Source organism: Bernardetia aquimarina (genome assembly GCF_042180575.1).
Lineage (GTDB): Bacteria > Bacteroidota > Bacteroidia > Cytophagales > Bernardetiaceae > Bernardetia.
This window is the reverse complement of sequence record NZ_CP170094.1, coordinates 2,531,997-2,546,847: the sequence shown is the minus strand read 5'-3', so window position 1 is coordinate 2,546,847 and position 14,851 is coordinate 2,531,997. Positions and strand designations below refer to the sequence as shown.

Genomic DNA, 14,851 nt, shown 5'->3' with positions numbered 1-14,851 from the left:
TACTAAATATAAATAATTATTTCTTAAAAAGAGTAAGATAAGTAATGTATAAAAATTGTATTAATATAACTTCTCCAATCTCCTCAAAAAACAAATCCAATCAAAAGTCCTATCAAAATCAAAAAAGGAGCAGGAATTTTAGTGAATTGAAGAATCAAAAAAGTAGTAATCATTATGCCAATATTAATAGGCGATTTTTCAATAGGTTCTAAAAGCAAAAATGCTCCTGCAATGACCAAACCTGCACTTGCTCCATTTATTCCTTCCAAAGATGCTTTTATAGGACGGTATTTTTTGAGCTGCTCCCAAAAACGAATTACAAAGAAAATCAGAAACATTCCAGGTAAAAAAACAGCTATTGAAGCTGTAAAACCTCCGAGTATTCCACCTAATACTCCACCCAAAATTCCTCCAAAAGCACCACTAAAAAAAGACCCAAAATATCCAGAAGAAGCCAAAAAAGAAGTCTGTAACCAAGAAAGACGCTTGTACATCGTCAGTGCACCCACAAAAGCAGCAAATGAAAACACAGGACCTGGAACAGCTTGAACGAGTGCATAACCAGATAAAAATTCGTCAGCCGTTAAGAATTGTTTGAAGGTTACAAATTCGGTATAAAGAATTGGTATCAAAACCTGTCCACCACCAAAAATAAGACTTCCATTTCTATAAAAATTTTCAAAAATAAGAAGCAAAACACCTTTAGTAGCATTTCCCAAAATAGCCACACCAATAAAAACACCACCATATAAAATCAAAAAACGCCACCGAATATCAAATTTTTGTTTTTCTTCCTTTTCTTCTTTATCAAATTTCAATGCTGTTACTACTCCTCCAGCAATCAAAATCAAAGGAAAAACCCAAGGCGTTCGATAAAAATAAGAAGCAATTCCTGCCAAAACCATCAGTATAAAAGCTGTCTTTGTCTTGACTACTTTACGAGAAATACGCAACGCAGCAAAAGACACAAAACCAATCGCCATAGGTTGAATAAAGCGAGTAAAATCTAAAGAAATTTGTTGTTTTTGAATATATGCTAGTCCAATCGCAGCAGCAGACATTAAGATTGTAGCAGGCAAAATCCAAACTAAAAGCGTCCAAAAGGCAAGAAATGTTCCTCCTCTTTTATAACCAACAGCCATCAAAGTTTGAGTAGAAGTAGGACCAGGCAGAATCTGACAAAGAGCATTGAGTTCAATCAGTTCTGCTTCTGTTAAATAAGCTCTTTTTACCACCAAAATATCCAAAAACATAGCTATATGTGCTTGAGGCCCTCCAAAAGCAGTCAGAGCAAGCAGTAGAATATCTCTCAAAAAAATATAATTGCGTAATTTTTTCACGTTCAGCTACGTTTGAAAACACATTCATAAAAAATAATCAAAACTAACTTTTGACAAAAATACAGCTTTTGATTTAGAATTTTAAAAATACAAATATAATAGACTTCCTAATCTAGTAAAAAGCATATCTTTCTATCGATTCAAAATAGATTAGAAAACTTTATTATATACAACACATTCATGACAAAATGACCCATAAAAACAATATAGCCTACTTTTTGTTTAGTTTTGGTAAAACGATTAAAATATGTACTGAAAGAAAAGTGAATGTATTTTATTTCGTATTGAAAAATTATGATAATTATGAAAAATTCATTTTATAATCATTCATAATTTAGTACAAAAAAACAAATTATGGCTTACTTAAAACTTTACAAGAAAAAGTTAGAACACAATCACGCATTTTTGAATAAACTATTCAAAGAAGAAGGAGTAGAATGGGGTGTCGTAACAAAACTATTCTGTGGAACAGAAAAATATCTTCAAGAAATAGTCAATTTAGGTGTAGTAGAAGTACACGATTCACGGATTAGCAACCTCAAAAAACTAAAAGAATTAAAGTCTGATATTCAAACTGTTTATATAAAACCTGCTGCCAAACGAAGCATAAAAGATATTATTTCGTATGCTGATGTTAGTTTGAATACAGAGTTGGACACAATAGAAATGCTTTCGAAAGAAGCACAACGACAAGACAAACTACACAAAATTATTATTATGATAGAAATGGGCGACCTTCGTGAAGGAGTAATGCCTGATGATGTAGTAGAGTTTTATGCTCAAATCTTCAAACTTCCAAATATTCGTGTTATTGGTTTGGGTACAAACTTAAACTGTTTGCACGGCGTTTTGCCTTCAGAAGACAAACTCATTCAACTTTCTCTTTATAAAAAAATAATTGAACTAACCTTTGGTAGAGAAATTCCTTGGGTATCAGCAGGAACAACCGTAACTCTTCCTTTACTTTTGAGAAAACAACTTCCAAAGGGAGTAAATCATTTCCGAATTGGAGAGGCTCTTTATTGGGGAAATGATATTTTTACAAATGGATATATCGATGGAATGGAAACCGATGTACTAGAGTTTTTTGCTGAAATTGTAGAAATTACTAAAAAACCTTTGATTCCGACAGGAGTTTTGGCAGAAAATCCAAGTGGTGAAATGTTCCAAATCAATGAAGAAGATTATGGGAAAATGTCATATCGTTGTATTATTGATGTGGGGCTTTTAGATATTCGTCCAGAGTTTTTGATTCCGAAAGATGAAACTATCGAACTGGTAGGAGCTAGTTCGGACATGCTTGTCATTGATTTAAAAACAAATCCTAATGATTATAAAATTGGCGATGTGGTCGTTTTTACACTCAAATACATGGGGGCACTTTCACTCATGAATTCAAACTATGTGGAAAAGATTGTGGAGTAAAATAGTATTTATTTGTGAAAGGTTTAATAAAATTGCGTTTATGAGTTGAATCCAAGAGACTAAAAAAATACAAATTATTTATCTCCTCTAAAAATATAATCAAAGTATATAAACAACCTTATAAAACTTGATATTTCATGTTACTTTAGAAAATCCTTATTCAATTTTTTAGTTGGATAAGGATTTTTTTGTACATTCAATTAAAAAACTCTTATGATACAATCACAATTCGTTTACAATATTTTAGACTTACTTTTAGATGAAGACGAAGGAGAAAATGAAATAAAAGCAAGATTACAACTAGAATATTTAACAGAAAACCATTATGAATATACTGGAGTAGGTGTTTTTATAGGTTTTGTTTATGATGAAGGAATAGAAAAACATAAAGTTACAGAAGATAAGTTGATACTAAGTGGAGTTGAAATAAAATCGGATGAATTAGAAATTGGTGCAGATGTTCATTTATTTTTCACAAACGGAATAATAGATTTTATGGAAATATGCTCATATGACGGAGTATATCCCAAATCAGAACTAAAAACCTATTCTTTAGAACAAATTTGGGAAGGTTCGAGTCGTAAAAAAATAACTAGAAATTAACCAAATCAAAACCATTTCCAAAAAATTCCGTTAATCAAAACAATAGAAATTGTACATTTGACACTAACCTGATTTATCTACAAAAATTGCTGTTTTTGACTGGTTCAAGCGTCGACGCTTGAACCAGAAATACAAATTAAAAAATCCCTTTATGAAATTACTAAAAGTAGCCTGTGCCGTCGTAAACCAAACCCCAATGCACTGGGAACGCAACAAAAGAAATATTCTGCAAGCCATTCAAGAAGCGAAGGCAAAAAATGTAAGTGTGCTTTGTCTGCCCGAACTCTGTATTTCTGGTTATGGCTGTGAGGACATGTTTTATTCACCCAATGTTTTGGAGCAGTCTATTCGTGTTTTGTATGAAGTTTTGCCCCATACAAAAGGAATTATTACTTGTGTTGGTCTTCCCATGATGTATCAGAATCGTACTTTCAATGCTTGTGCGCTTTTGGTAGATGGAAAAATTGCTGGTTTTGTAGCAAAACGATTTTTGGCAGGAAATGGCATTCATTACGAACCTCGTTGGTTTACACCTTGGGTAGCTGACAAACATATTAATTTGACTATTCAAAATCCACAAACAAAAGAAACAGAAAGCTATCTTTTTGGAGATATTTATTATGAGGTAGGAGGAATAAAAATTGGTTTTGAGATTTGTGAAGATGCGTGGGTGGCTCATCGTCCAGGGAGAGCCTTGTCAAATTATGGCATTGACGTAATTATGAATCCATCAGCTTCTCATTTTGCTTTCAATAAAATTAATGTCAGAAAGCGTTTTGTTTTGGAGGGTTCTCGTGCTTTTGGTGTGGCGTATTTGTATGCAAATCTCTTAGGAAATGAATCGGGAAGAGCTATCTATGATGGAGGAACAATGATTGCATCGGCTGGAGAAATTGCAAATATTGGTCAGCGTTTGAGTTTTCATGATGTCTTGGTTACAAGTGCAGTTATTGATATTAATGCTAATCGAATTGCACAATCACAGGCAAGTATGAATTTTGATTTGCCCAATAGTCAAGAAAATAAAATTACGATAGATTACGATTTTCCAAACATAGACCCAGAACCCTACGACCCAAGTGAATCAAAATGGGAGTATAGTGATTCTATCCAAGAAGAAGAATTTACACGAGCTTTAGCATTAGGACTTTTTGATTATCTTCGAAAAAGCCGTTCGAATGGTTTTGTAGTTTCGCTTTCTGGAGGAGCTGATTCAGCAGCCGTTGCGTGTTGTGTGTATTTGTTGATAAAATTAGGAATAGAAAATATTGGCTTAGAAGAATTTAAGAAAAAACTCTATTATATTTCTGCCATTCAAAATCTAAATACAGTTGATCAGATTGCTGAAAAATTATTACTTACAGCTTATCAACCCACAGAAAATAGTTCGGATACAACGGAAAATGCAGCAGGAAAATTAGCTAAATCTTTAAATGCTACTCATTATACTTTCAATATCAACGAAGTTGTGAAAGAATATCATAAAATTATTGAGAAGGGATTAGACAGAAAACTGACTTGGCAAACTGATGATATTGCGTTACAAAATATTCAAGCGAGGGTTCGTGCGCCTTCTGTTTGGATGATTGCAAATATTTATAATGCCCTTTTACTCTCTACGAGCAACCGTTCGGAAGCTGCCGTTGGTTATGCAACAATGGACGGAGATACAAGTGGTGGACTAAGTCCGATTGCAGGAATTGATAAATTTTTCCTAAGAAATTGGTTGAAATGGCTAGAAACGAAAGGAGTTTTGACTTGGATTACTGATTCTGAATCTTCTTATTTCAAAATTGAAGCTCTCAACTCTGTCAATGTACAACAACCGACTGCCGAACTTCGTCCTTCTGAAAACAAACAAACCGATGAAGATGATTTGATGCCGTATGATTTGCTGGATGCAATAGAAGAGGCTGCAATCCGTGATAAAAAATCGCCTGCTGATTGCTTGAAATTATTAAAATTAATGTTCAAACAATACGATGAAAAACAACTTAAAGAATGGACAATCAAATTCTTTAGATTATGGAGTAGAAATCAATGGAAACGTGAGCGTTATGCGCCTTCTTTCCATTTAGACGATAAAAATCTTGACCCAAAAACATGGTGTCGTTTTCCTATTTTGTCTAGTGGTTTTGAGTATGAATTGGAGCAGTTATAGGAAATCTAAACAAACGGTTTGCTTTAAGCGAACCGTTTGTTAAAATTGTAATTTTAATCAAATTTCATTATTTTTATAATCAATCAAAAAATAAAAATTATGTATCCACAAGAATTAAAACAAGAAGAATTAAAATATAAATTAATAAATTGGATTGTCAATTTGAATGATTCTAAGAAATTAGAACAGTTGATGAACTTATTGCAAAAAGATGAGACTCTAAATTCTACTATTTCCAATACAGAAAAACGTAAATTTGGTTTTGGAAAAGGAACTTATACAAACGTTGCAGATGATTTTGATGAGCCTTTAGACGATTTTAAAGAATATATGCCTTAAATTATGGATTACTTAATAGATACACACATCTTAATTTGGTTTACAGAAGGTTCAAATAAACTCTCTAAAAATCATGCTGATATAATTACAAATCCTAAAAATGTAATTTATGTAAGTTCGGTAACTTTGTGGGAAATTGCTATAAAATCAAGTTTGAATAAATTAGACTTAGCATTTCCTTTCAATGAGTTACAAAACCAATTACACTCACATGGTTTTGTGGTATTGAATCAAGATTTTGAAGATTTGAAAACACTTACATTACTACCTTTTCATCATGGCGATCCATTTGATAGATTAATTATTTCTCAAGCAATTACCAAAAATATCAATTTAATTGCACAGGATAGTAAATTTTCTTACTATGAAGAACAAGGATTGAAATTGATTAAATGAAAAATACACATCCAAATCGTCTTTTATTATTCCTTTTTTCTGTTTTTGCGTTATTATTTGCCATAATTACTTTTTTATACAAGGGTAAAATAATCTATTTGTACTTAGATGAAGATATAATTACAGTTTTTTCTTACAAACTCATTTTGTTGTTTTCATTTATCTATGTTGGCTATTCTTCTGTTTATTATGTTATTGTAAGACGAAAATTATTTCTGAATCAATTTATCTCTCTAGCTCATTTTTTTGCAACAATACTAGTGTCAGCATTTATTTGTTATGGCATCTATGAAATTAGTTTTTATAAAGAAACTCCTGAAATGTTTCGTGGTGGTTCACTCAACTTTTTCTTTCCACATTTTATTGGATTTACAATTATTCAAGTTTTATTTTTAATTTGGGTAGTCTTGAGTAGTAAGCCTATTCAAAATAAAAATATTCAAAACTAATCAAGACCACCAACTCATGAACACTTCCCTCACAGAAGAAATGTTTTTGAACTAATGAACCAAAAATTAAAAGAATTAGCTGAAAAGTGATAAATATAAGGTTAATATTAAAACATAAAACATAATTTGGTAATTAGTAACAACAAAATCAAGACAATAGGGTATTTCTTTTACCTAAAAAATCCTTATTAATCTACTTAATAAGGATTTTTTATAACTTAAAATCGTGATATGATAATTACTAGCCAGCAGGAATCATACAATGATTAGGTGGATAATTACTTACTTCACTTAAAGGTACTATGATGTTGAATCCTGTTTCTGCATCATAACAGATAGCATAATTGCCACCAGTAATTTGTTGAGCTTTTTTAGTAGTTAAAGCGAATTTTTTAAACTTGTTTAAGTTCATAGTTTTTGATAAATTAATATTTGAAAATATAAAAGGTACATGTTTTACATGACGTTGCAATATATAAATAATATCTATAACTAAAAATAATCTAATTATGTATTTTATTTTTTAAGGTTATTTAACTGATTTTTATTAAATGATTAATAACAGAGTTTTCACAAATGAATTTTTTATCAAAACAATACTTTGTTTTTTACTCTAAAAAAATACAATTTACCTATCCTCATTACTTAGTTTAGCTCAATAGGATACTACTGAATACAGCGTAATATAAGTTTGGCAATATTTTAAAAATCTTTTTGATGACAATTTTTATCAATAAAACTAACTGTCAGACACTTTTAGAAGTGTCAGTATGGTTAAGCTAAACTATCAGATACTTCTGAACGGCTTTAGCCCTCAACTTAAAGTGTCTGATAGGAATAAACAATCTCAAAATATAAACAAACTATTATTACAAGGTACTGAAGGAATACAAAATAAAATTTGGTATGCGATTGGTATTGAGAAAATCCTAAATAAATCACATTTATGAATACATTCCCTCTTACAGAATTAGAAACCTACATCAATTCTTATTTTGGCATTCAACAAGCTGGAAAGTTGCGTGAGGTAAGTAATTTATTTAAATTAACCACACTCAAAAAAGGTGATTTTTTTCTCAAAGAAAATGGACGTTGTGATAAACTAAGTTTTATCAAAAGTGGTTTTTTACGGATTTATGCTCTAAAAGAGGGAAATGAAATTACACAATGGATTTCTACAAAAGGTTATTTTATTACAGATATTTCGGGTTTTATGTTCGAAAAACCTTCTCGTTGGAATATGCAAGCCCTAGTAGATACAGAAATTTATACCATAAAAAGAAGTGATTACAACAAAATTCAAAGTATCGAACCCAAATGGTTTGAGTTTGAAAAAATGTTTATCGTAAAGTGTTTTGAAATGGTAGAGAATAGAGTTTTTAGCCATCTTTCTATGAATGCAGAAGAAAGATACAATGCTTATTTTGATATGAATAATGAAATTTTTAATCAAGTTCCTTTACAATATATTGCCTCTCTTTTAGGAATGAGTCCTGAAACATTGAGTAGAATTCGTAAAAAACAGCTTGAAATCTAATTTATCTAGCAAATAAAGAATAAAATTGTCTTGATATAGGTCAAGAAATTGAATTTTGATAAAACGGATATTTGTATCATTCAATTAGTAAATAATTAATACACAAGTATCACACTTATATCAAAAATAATTATGGCTTATCAAATTCAAACTTCGATCATCATTCATTCTTCTGCTCAAAAAATTTGGTCAATTCTGACAGATTTTAAAAATTACCCAAATTGGAATCCATTTATAAAATTCATAGAAGGAACTCCAAAAGTAGGAAATAAAATAATAGCTAAAATTCAGCCTCCTGATTCTAGTAAGATGACTTTTACACCAAAAGTTCTTGTTTTTGATGAAAATAAAGAATTTGTTTGGTTAGGACATTTACTCTTTAAAGGATTGTTTGATGGAGAACATCAATTCAAACTCATTGATAATCAAGATGGAACAACTACTTTCATTCAAAATGAAGATTTCAAAGGCTTACTTGTTCCTATTTTTAAAAGTCAGTTAGATAAAAATACACGAAATGGTTTTGAATTGATGAATCAAAAATTGAAAGAATTAGCTGAAAAATCTTAAATTAAGACTGATATTAAAACATAAAACTTAATTTTGTAACTTAGATAGAAAAATAATAGACCATTTTTTACAGAATTAAGTTACGTTTTAATGAAAAGAGCAGCTATCATAGGAGCAGGAATTGCAGGAATAGGAACGGCTATTCATTTAGCCAACAAAGGATATAAAGTAGAGGTTTTTGAAGCCAATAGTTATGCAGGTGGAAAGTTATCTGAGTTTTGGAAAGATGGTTTTCGTTATGATGCAGGACCTTCATTATTTACGCTGCCAGAGCGTGTAGAAGAATTGATTTTGAAATCAGGAAAGAAAGTAGAAGATTATTTTTCGTATAAAAGACTAGAAACCATCAACAAATATTTTTGGGAAGATGGTACAAAACTAGAAGCCAGTGCAGACATAGAAACTTTTGCAAAACAGTTAGAAGAAAAACTAGGGGAACCCAAAGAAAATGTCTTGAAATTCCTCAAAAACAGCAAAGAAAAGTATGATTTGACAGCAGATTTATTCCTTACTCGTTCGCTTCACAAAGCAGAAACATTTTTTAATAAAACGGCACTAAAAGCAGTTTCACAGATTTGGAAACTAGAGCTTTTCAAGACGATGAATCAAGCTAATAGTTCGAAGTTTGAGAAAGAAAAAACGGTTCAGTTATTCAATCGATATGCAACTTATAACGGTTCTTCGCCTTATGTTGCACCAGCACTTTTGAATGTAATTCCTCATTTGGAGTTTAATAAAGGAGCTTTTTTGCCTGATGGTGGAATGTTTGATATTACGAAAAGTCTTGTGAAATTAGGTCAAGATTTGGGAGTAAAGTATCATTTTAATAAAAAAGTAGAGGAAATTATTATTGATAAAACTCAAAATAAAATACAGGGAATAAAAATAAAAGATTCTAAAAAAGAAAATGCTACTTCTGAAAATTTAGATTTTGAGGTAGTTGTTTCGAATATGGATATTGTTCATACCTACAAAAAATTATTACCAAAAGAAAAAGCTCCTGAATTTCTGTTACAACAACAAAAATCATCTTCGGCTCTCATTTTTTATTGGGGAATGAATGCCGAATACAAAGAATTAGACTTGCATAATATTTTCTTTACAAAGGAATATAGAAAGGAGTTTAATGCACTTTTTCATGGCAAAACATTATATGAAGACCCAACTGTTTATATTTTTGTTTCCTCCAAATACATCAAAACAGATGCCCCAGAAGGCTGTGAAAATTGGTTTGTGATGATAAATGCTCCACATAATGACGGTTCGCAAGACTGGGATGCTTTGATAAAAAAAGCAAAACAAGATATTATCAAAAAATTGGAACGAATACTAATGCGAAACGTAGAAGAGAATATTATTTCAGAATCCATTTTAGACCCACGAAAAATCGAACTTCGTACTTCGTCTTTAGGAGGTTCTTTGTACGGAAACAGTAGTAATAATCGGTATGCAGCTTTTTTAAGACACGCTAATTTTTCCAAAACAAAAGGACTTTATTTTTGTGGTGGAAGTGTTCATCCAGGGGGAGGGATTCCCCTCGCTTTGTCTTCTGCCAAAATTGTGGGAGAAATGATTGAAGAAGCCTAATTTTTTATTCTTTGCTCAATAAATTGTAACTTTATAGCAATAGAAGTAGTTGTTTTGATAAGTTAGAAACTCTTTTTTGGTAAAAAATTTATAATTATGGTTTTATATGAAGTAGAAAATGCCTTTTTGTTTTATGATAGACAGTATGATATGATTACTTTCAAATGGCTAGGTTTTGTAAGTGATGAGGAATATAGAACTGCCGTAAAAATCGCATACCAAAAAACAGTAGAATTTGAAGTTACTCGTTGGCTGACAGATACAAGAGAAGGAAAAGTAATTTCTTTAGATGCTCAGAAATGGATGATAAAAGATTTTATTCCAAACTATATCTCTAAAAGTTCTCTTCGTAGAGTTGCTTTTTTGGTAGCTAAGGATTTTTTTAGACAAGAATACATCGATAAAGTAAAAAAATCATTTGGAGGATATCAAATAGAGGTTTTTGAGGATGCAGAAAAAGCTAAATTATGGCTTACCAAAATGTATAGCAAAAAAGAAGATATAGAAAATGAAGCAAGAATGAAAAGAAATCAAGAAGGAAATTAAAAGTGTAATTTTACCAATAACAAACACAAATGCCAAGTTCTTTCAATAAAAAAAATAACCTCACAAATCGCCGAGACTTCCTGAAAAAAGGTTCTTTGACTGCTGCTGCACTTTTGACAGGTGGCTTTTCTGCTTGTTCTACTGAATCTATAAAACAAGAAAAAAAATCTGATGTTCCAATTACTTCTGATGAGGTTTTTGAGTGGCAAGCGACTACAACTTGGCCTCCGAATTTTCCTGTTTTGGGAGAAGGCGTTGTAAAAATGGCAAAAGAAATTGAGATTTTATCAGCAGGAAGACTCAAAATTACTGTTTTTGGTGGTGGAGAGCTTGTTCCTGCTTTGGAGGCTTTCGAAGCTGTTTCTTTGGGTGGTGTTCAGATGGGACATGGTGCTTCTTATTATTGGGCTGGTCGTTTGCCTGCTTCTTCATTTTTTACGGCAGTTCCTTTCGGAATGAATGCACAACAAATGAGTGCATGGCTTTTTTATGGTGGTGGTTTGGAGCTTTGGAGAGAACTTTATGAACCTTATAATTTGATTCCTTTTCCGTGTGGAAATACTGGCGTACAGATGGGAGGTTGGTTTAACAAAGAAATAAATACACCAGAAGATTTGAAAGGATTAAAAATGAGAATACCAGGGTTGGGTGGAAAAGTAATTTCTGCTGCTGGAGGTTCGGCTGTTACTGTGGCTGGTGGCGAACTTTATACAAGCCTAGAACGTGGCGTAGTCGACGCTGCCGAATGGATAGGACCTTATCACGATTATAATATGGGTTTTCATCGTGTTTCGAAATATTATTATTATCCAGGGTGGCACGAACTAGGGTCTGTTTTGGAGTTGATTGTCAATAAAAAAGCCTTTGAAAAATTACCTTTAGATTTGCAAGAAATTGTAAGGACGGCTGCTTTGAAATATAATTCCTTAATTTTATCAGAGTTTGAAGCAAAGAATAATTTTTATCTACAAAAAATCCTCAAAGAAGCTCCAAATGTAGAATTAAGACAATTTCCAAAAGAAGTTTTAGATATTTTAAAAGAAAAAACAACAGAGATTTTAGATGAAATTGCTGCAAAAGATGAGTTTGCTGGGCGTGTCTATGAGAGCTTTAAAACCTTTAAAAAGCAAGTCAAAAAATGGGGCGAAGTTTCGGAACAGTCTATTGTGGATTTTTTGTAAAAAATAAATGAAATTGAGAAATGGAAAAACAAACAGGTTACAAATATCAAATTGAACAAGAACTTATTAAATTAGATTATGAAATTATAGAAATAAATTCTTCTAATAATTGGTGGAATGATGAATATTGGTTAGTAAGATATAATTATGATTCTAAAACTAAATTTTATGTGTACTTTATAGTTGATCCACATTTTGAAGGAAATAGAAAAAAAGGACAAGGTATTTACCAGATTATTGCCTCAACTGAACTTCTGAAAAACTGGAATGATTCTGATAATGTAATTTCCTCTATTGAAATGTCTAAAAAATATTTTGATAGTAAATTGATAGAGTTTGGCAATGATTTAGAGAATTTTAGAATGAAATAAAACATAATTTTATCCATTACTCGTTTCCTCACGAGCGATTTGTACTAGAAATAATCATGGCAAAAAAACAAAAACCACTCAAACGAACACCTTTAAAAAGAACTCCATTAAAGAAAAAAGAATATAATCCAGAAGATTTCAAAAATAAAGAATATAAGGCGAAAAAATATAAGAAGAAAGAGTACAAAGTAAAAGATTATAGAGAACTCAAAAAACGAGAACCCAAACCCTTTGTACAACTCACACCAAAAGAAGCATTTTTAAAATTAGCAGCCTTTTGTGCTTATCAGGAACGATGTTATCAAGAAATTTATCAAAAACTAGAAGAATGGAAAATGGATGAAGGCGACCATTATGCAATAGTTACACTTTTAGAAGAAGAGAATTTTTTGAATGAAAAACGCTTTGCAGAATCCTATACAAGAGGAAAGTTCAATTATAAAAAATGGGGAAAACGAAAAATCAGATACGGACTTTTACAAAAAGATATTTCTGAAAGTATGATTCAAGATGCCTTTCATTCAGAAATAGATGATAAAGAATATTTTTCTACACTCGTTGAATTATTAGAAAAAAAATGGTCAGATTTACTAGAAAAAGAAGAGGGTAATTTTAAAAGAATAGTAAAAGCGACGAATTATGCACTACAAAAAGGCTATGAAAATGAACTTATTAGGGAGATTTTGAATGATATAAGTAACTAAGCAAAACCTGTCTAAAAAAGAATTAGAACAGGGAGATTTAAACTGCCAAGATAAATTACGATAATATTTTGCCCAGTTGATTATTTGGATACAATGTGTCTTTTTAAATTCTTGATTTTTATACAAAAAAGTCCAATTGCCATTACTAAAATACTACTAAAAAGTATTCCCCAAGAATTATCATACATTCCTCCAATTCCCCAATGGATTTTTACTTTTCTGAAAAGAATGAAAATTCCGATTACAATAAATGTTGTTCCTAGTCTATTTGTGTTTTTCATAGTTGATTTTAGAGTTATGAGCTTGATTTTATATTTTTTTACTTTGTTAATTCTTCTATGCTCAATATATAGTTTGTGCTATCTTCTGTAATATATTTTATTCGCATTAATTTATCATTTGTAATTACCTCATCAGATAATGTTGCATGATAAGAAGGAAAGAAAAATGGTGTTTGTTTCTTATAGTTGAAGTAGATACCTTCAATTTCAAATGATTCTTTAGCTATACGGTCTAACCTCCAATTCTGTCTATTATGGTTGTTTATTTTTCCTGATACAATTTCATATTTGTTATCTAATAATAAATTTCTATACAAGAAAAATTTATAAAAGTTGAAGCCATAAGCACAACACCAAGATAATGGAATTAATAAAATTATGAAGGTAAAAAAATTATAAAACTTGTACTTAACAAACAGTATAAGAGCCTGTTCGAGTTTTTATTTTTTATTTCTTTTAGCTCCTTTGTTTATGAGATTCAAAATCATAGCTAAATACACAAATGCCTTTGCAGATTTTCTTGTTTTTTCATAATCTACTTTTAGTCTTCGGTTCTGATTGAGCCACGCAAATGTTCTTTCTACAACCCATCTTTTGGGTTGTGGAACAAATGCTTTATCATCTTTTTTTTCTCTTCTTGGACTATTGACAATTTCCACTTGCACTCCTGTTTGACTAAATATTTCAGTAGCCAAAGCCCCACTTCTATACCCTGCATCAGCAAGAATTTTGAAAAATGGTCTGCCTCTAAACTGAGCTAAATACGACAAATAAGCAAGTTGATTTACATCGGCTTGATTGGCTGGACTAATCTCTAATTCTAGTAAATTTCCTTGCGTATCTACTAAAATATGCCGTTTCCGTCCTTTTTTGAGCTTATAGCCGTCCACTCCTATCGCCTCTCCTCCATAAACACTCTGAACACTTTGAGAGTCTATACAACCCAAAGAAGGTCTTGGATTTCTACCTTGTGCTATACGTTCCCTTCTAACAAGCTTATCTAACAGCTTTTTATACCAACCTGTCTGCTGCCACTTACTGAAATAATCATACAAGCTACTCCAAGGAACACCATAACTACTAGGAAGCAAACGCCAACTGCTACCTGAACGAGTAAGATAGAATAGACCAGAAAATAAATTATACAAACTGTGTTTGCGTTTTCTTTTCAAATACGAAGAAGGTATAAATTTTTTCATATATTGCCAAAGAGCATCAGATAAATATTCATTAGTAAACATAGAAATTGATATTTTAATTAGTAACTGAAAATCAATTACTTAACTAATAAAAAAATCTGATGTTCTTTTTTTTTAAACTAAACTCGAACAGGCTCTAAAGACTGCTACAAGAATTGATAA

At 31.1% G+C, this 14,851-nt stretch carries 18 protein-coding genes; 13 read left to right on the top strand and 5 right to left on the bottom strand.

The window, feature by feature from the left end; all coding sequences use genetic code 11:
• Positions 1–83 precede the first annotated feature (83 nt).
• A complete protein-coding gene (locus tag ACE193_RS10810; RefSeq protein WP_375562984.1) occupies positions 84–1,340 on the bottom strand; it encodes a chromate transporter in 1,257 nt (418 codons plus the stop codon).
• Between the two features lie 354 nt (positions 1,341–1,694).
• Here ACE193_RS10810 and ACE193_RS10805 point away from each other — a divergent pair, with 354 nt between their 5' ends.
• The 6 genes from ACE193_RS10805 to ACE193_RS10780 all read left to right on the top strand — a co-directional run bounded on the left by ACE193_RS10805 (position 1,695) and on the right by ACE193_RS10780 (position 6,713).
• Positions 1,695–2,765 (top strand): alanine racemase, encoded by a 1,071-nt coding sequence (locus ACE193_RS10805; RefSeq protein WP_375562983.1) that lies wholly within the window; start codon positions 1,695–1,697, stop codon positions 2,763–2,765.
• A 213-nt stretch (positions 2,766–2,978) separates the two neighbouring features.
• Positions 2,979–3,368 (top strand): hypothetical protein, encoded by a 390-nt coding sequence (locus ACE193_RS10800; protein WP_375562982.1) that lies wholly within the window; start codon positions 2,979–2,981, stop codon positions 3,366–3,368.
• Positions 3,369–3,519: 151 nt separating this feature from the next.
• Positions 3,520–5,529 carry an NAD(+) synthase gene (gene nadE / locus ACE193_RS10795; RefSeq protein WP_375562981.1) on the top strand — a complete coding sequence of 670 codons (2,010 nt, stop codon included), beginning with the start codon at positions 3,520–3,522 and terminating at the stop codon, positions 5,527–5,529.
• A 99-nt stretch (positions 5,530–5,628) separates the two neighbouring features.
• Positions 5,629–5,868 carry a hypothetical protein gene (locus tag ACE193_RS10790; protein WP_375562980.1) on the top strand — a complete coding sequence of 80 codons (240 nt, stop codon included), beginning with the start codon at positions 5,629–5,631 and terminating at the stop codon, positions 5,866–5,868.
• A gap of 3 nt (positions 5,869–5,871) precedes the next feature.
• Complete coding sequence (locus ACE193_RS10785; protein ID WP_375562979.1) at positions 5,872–6,264, top strand: type II toxin-antitoxin system VapC family toxin; 393 nt, start codon at positions 5,872–5,874, stop codon at positions 6,262–6,264.
• On the top strand, positions 6,261–6,713 hold the full coding sequence (locus ACE193_RS10780) for a hypothetical protein (RefSeq protein WP_375562978.1): 453 nt from the start codon (positions 6,261–6,263) through the stop codon (positions 6,711–6,713). The genes ACE193_RS10785 and ACE193_RS10780 overlap by 4 nt, the downstream gene beginning before the upstream one ends.
• A 241-nt stretch (positions 6,714–6,954) precedes the next feature.
• Here the strand turns inward: ACE193_RS10780 and ACE193_RS10775 are convergent, their stop codons facing one another.
• Positions 6,955–7,125: a hypothetical protein gene (locus ACE193_RS10775; RefSeq protein ID WP_375562977.1), complete on the bottom strand. Its 171-nt coding sequence runs from the start codon at positions 7,123–7,125 to the stop codon at positions 6,955–6,957.
• A 534-nt stretch (positions 7,126–7,659) separates the two neighbouring features.
• Here ACE193_RS10775 and ACE193_RS10770 point away from each other — a divergent pair.
• From ACE193_RS10770 to ACE193_RS10740, 7 genes are all read left to right on the top strand, one after another.
• On the top strand, positions 7,660–8,250 hold the full coding sequence (locus ACE193_RS10770) for a Crp/Fnr family transcriptional regulator (protein ID WP_375562976.1): 591 nt from the start codon (positions 7,660–7,662) through the stop codon (positions 8,248–8,250).
• Positions 8,251–8,382: 132 nt separating this feature from the next.
• Positions 8,383–8,820, top strand: coding sequence for an SRPBCC family protein (locus ACE193_RS10765; RefSeq protein WP_375562975.1), 438 nt, complete (start codon positions 8,383–8,385; stop codon positions 8,818–8,820).
• 90 nt (positions 8,821–8,910) lie between these two features.
• Positions 8,911–10,407, top strand: coding sequence for a 1-hydroxycarotenoid 3,4-desaturase CrtD (gene crtD, locus ACE193_RS10760; RefSeq protein WP_375562974.1), 1,497 nt, complete (start codon positions 8,911–8,913; stop codon positions 10,405–10,407).
• 96 nt (positions 10,408–10,503) lie between these two features.
• Positions 10,504–10,953 (top strand): STAS/SEC14 domain-containing protein, encoded by a 450-nt coding sequence (locus ACE193_RS10755; protein ID WP_375562973.1) that lies wholly within the window; start codon positions 10,504–10,506, stop codon positions 10,951–10,953.
• Positions 10,954–10,982: 29 nt separating this feature from the next.
• Complete coding sequence (locus tag ACE193_RS10750; protein WP_375562972.1) at positions 10,983–12,134, top strand: TRAP transporter substrate-binding protein; 1,152 nt, start codon at positions 10,983–10,985, stop codon at positions 12,132–12,134.
• Positions 12,135–12,154: 20 nt separating this feature from the next.
• Positions 12,155–12,505: a hypothetical protein gene (locus tag ACE193_RS10745; protein WP_375562971.1), complete on the top strand. Its 351-nt coding sequence runs from the start codon at positions 12,155–12,157 to the stop codon at positions 12,503–12,505.
• A 56-nt stretch (positions 12,506–12,561) separates the two neighbouring features.
• Entirely contained in the window at positions 12,562–13,209 is a 648-nt protein-coding gene (locus ACE193_RS10740; protein ID WP_375562970.1) for a regulatory protein RecX, read from the top strand.
• Between the two features lie 80 nt (positions 13,210–13,289).
• Here ACE193_RS10740 and ACE193_RS10735 read toward each other — a convergent pair whose 3' ends face one another.
• The 3 genes from ACE193_RS10735 to ACE193_RS10725 all read right to left on the bottom strand — a co-directional run bounded on the left by ACE193_RS10735 (position 13,290) and on the right by ACE193_RS10725 (position 14,731).
• On the bottom strand, positions 13,290–13,490 hold the full coding sequence (locus tag ACE193_RS10735; RefSeq protein ID WP_375562969.1) for a hypothetical protein: 201 nt from the start codon (positions 13,488–13,490) through the stop codon (positions 13,290–13,292).
• Positions 13,491–13,528: 38 nt separating this feature from the next.
• Positions 13,529–13,807: a hypothetical protein gene (locus tag ACE193_RS10730; protein WP_375562968.1), complete on the bottom strand. Its 279-nt coding sequence runs from the start codon at positions 13,805–13,807 to the stop codon at positions 13,529–13,531.
• Positions 13,808–13,930: 123 nt separating this feature from the next.
• Positions 13,931–14,731, bottom strand: coding sequence for an IS5 family transposase (locus ACE193_RS10725; protein WP_375558806.1), 801 nt, complete (start codon positions 14,729–14,731; stop codon positions 13,931–13,933).
• Positions 14,732–14,851: the final 120 nt, after the last annotated feature.

What these genes read in the sequence shown, in the direction of transcription:
- ACE193_RS10805 (WP_375562983.1), top strand. Translation starts at nt 1,695, where the DNA reads ATGGCTTACTTAAAACTTTACAAGAAAAAGTTAGAACACAATCACGCA.
- ACE193_RS10800 (WP_375562982.1), top strand. Translation starts at nt 2,979, where the DNA reads ATGATACAATCACAATTCGTTTACAATATTTTAGACTTACTTTTAGAT.
- nadE (WP_375562981.1), top strand. Translation starts at nt 3,520, where the DNA reads ATGAAATTACTAAAAGTAGCCTGTGCCGTCGTAAACCAAACCCCAATG.
- ACE193_RS10790 (WP_375562980.1), top strand. Translation starts at nt 5,629, where the DNA reads ATGTATCCACAAGAATTAAAACAAGAAGAATTAAAATATAAATTAATA.
- ACE193_RS10785 (WP_375562979.1), top strand. Translation starts at nt 5,872, where the DNA reads ATGGATTACTTAATAGATACACACATCTTAATTTGGTTTACAGAAGGT.
- ACE193_RS10780 (WP_375562978.1), top strand. Translation starts at nt 6,261, where the DNA reads ATGAAAAATACACATCCAAATCGTCTTTTATTATTCCTTTTTTCTGTT.
- ACE193_RS10775 (WP_375562977.1), bottom strand. Translation starts at nt 7,125, where the DNA reads ATGAACTTAAACAAGTTTAAAAAATTCGCTTTAACTACTAAAAAAGCT.
- ACE193_RS10770 (WP_375562976.1), top strand. Translation starts at nt 7,660, where the DNA reads ATGAATACATTCCCTCTTACAGAATTAGAAACCTACATCAATTCTTAT.
- ACE193_RS10765 (WP_375562975.1), top strand. Translation starts at nt 8,383, where the DNA reads ATGGCTTATCAAATTCAAACTTCGATCATCATTCATTCTTCTGCTCAA.
- crtD (WP_375562974.1), top strand. Translation starts at nt 8,911, where the DNA reads ATGAAAAGAGCAGCTATCATAGGAGCAGGAATTGCAGGAATAGGAACG.
- ACE193_RS10755 (WP_375562973.1), top strand. Translation starts at nt 10,504, where the DNA reads ATGGTTTTATATGAAGTAGAAAATGCCTTTTTGTTTTATGATAGACAG.
- ACE193_RS10750 (WP_375562972.1), top strand. Translation starts at nt 10,983, where the DNA reads ATGCCAAGTTCTTTCAATAAAAAAAATAACCTCACAAATCGCCGAGAC.
- ACE193_RS10745 (WP_375562971.1), top strand. Translation starts at nt 12,155, where the DNA reads ATGGAAAAACAAACAGGTTACAAATATCAAATTGAACAAGAACTTATT.
- ACE193_RS10740 (WP_375562970.1), top strand. Translation starts at nt 12,562, where the DNA reads ATGGCAAAAAAACAAAAACCACTCAAACGAACACCTTTAAAAAGAACT.
- ACE193_RS10735 (WP_375562969.1), bottom strand. Translation starts at nt 13,490, where the DNA reads ATGAAAAACACAAATAGACTAGGAACAACATTTATTGTAATCGGAATT.
- ACE193_RS10725 (WP_375558806.1), bottom strand. Translation starts at nt 14,731, where the DNA reads ATGTTTACTAATGAATATTTATCTGATGCTCTTTGGCAATATATGAAA.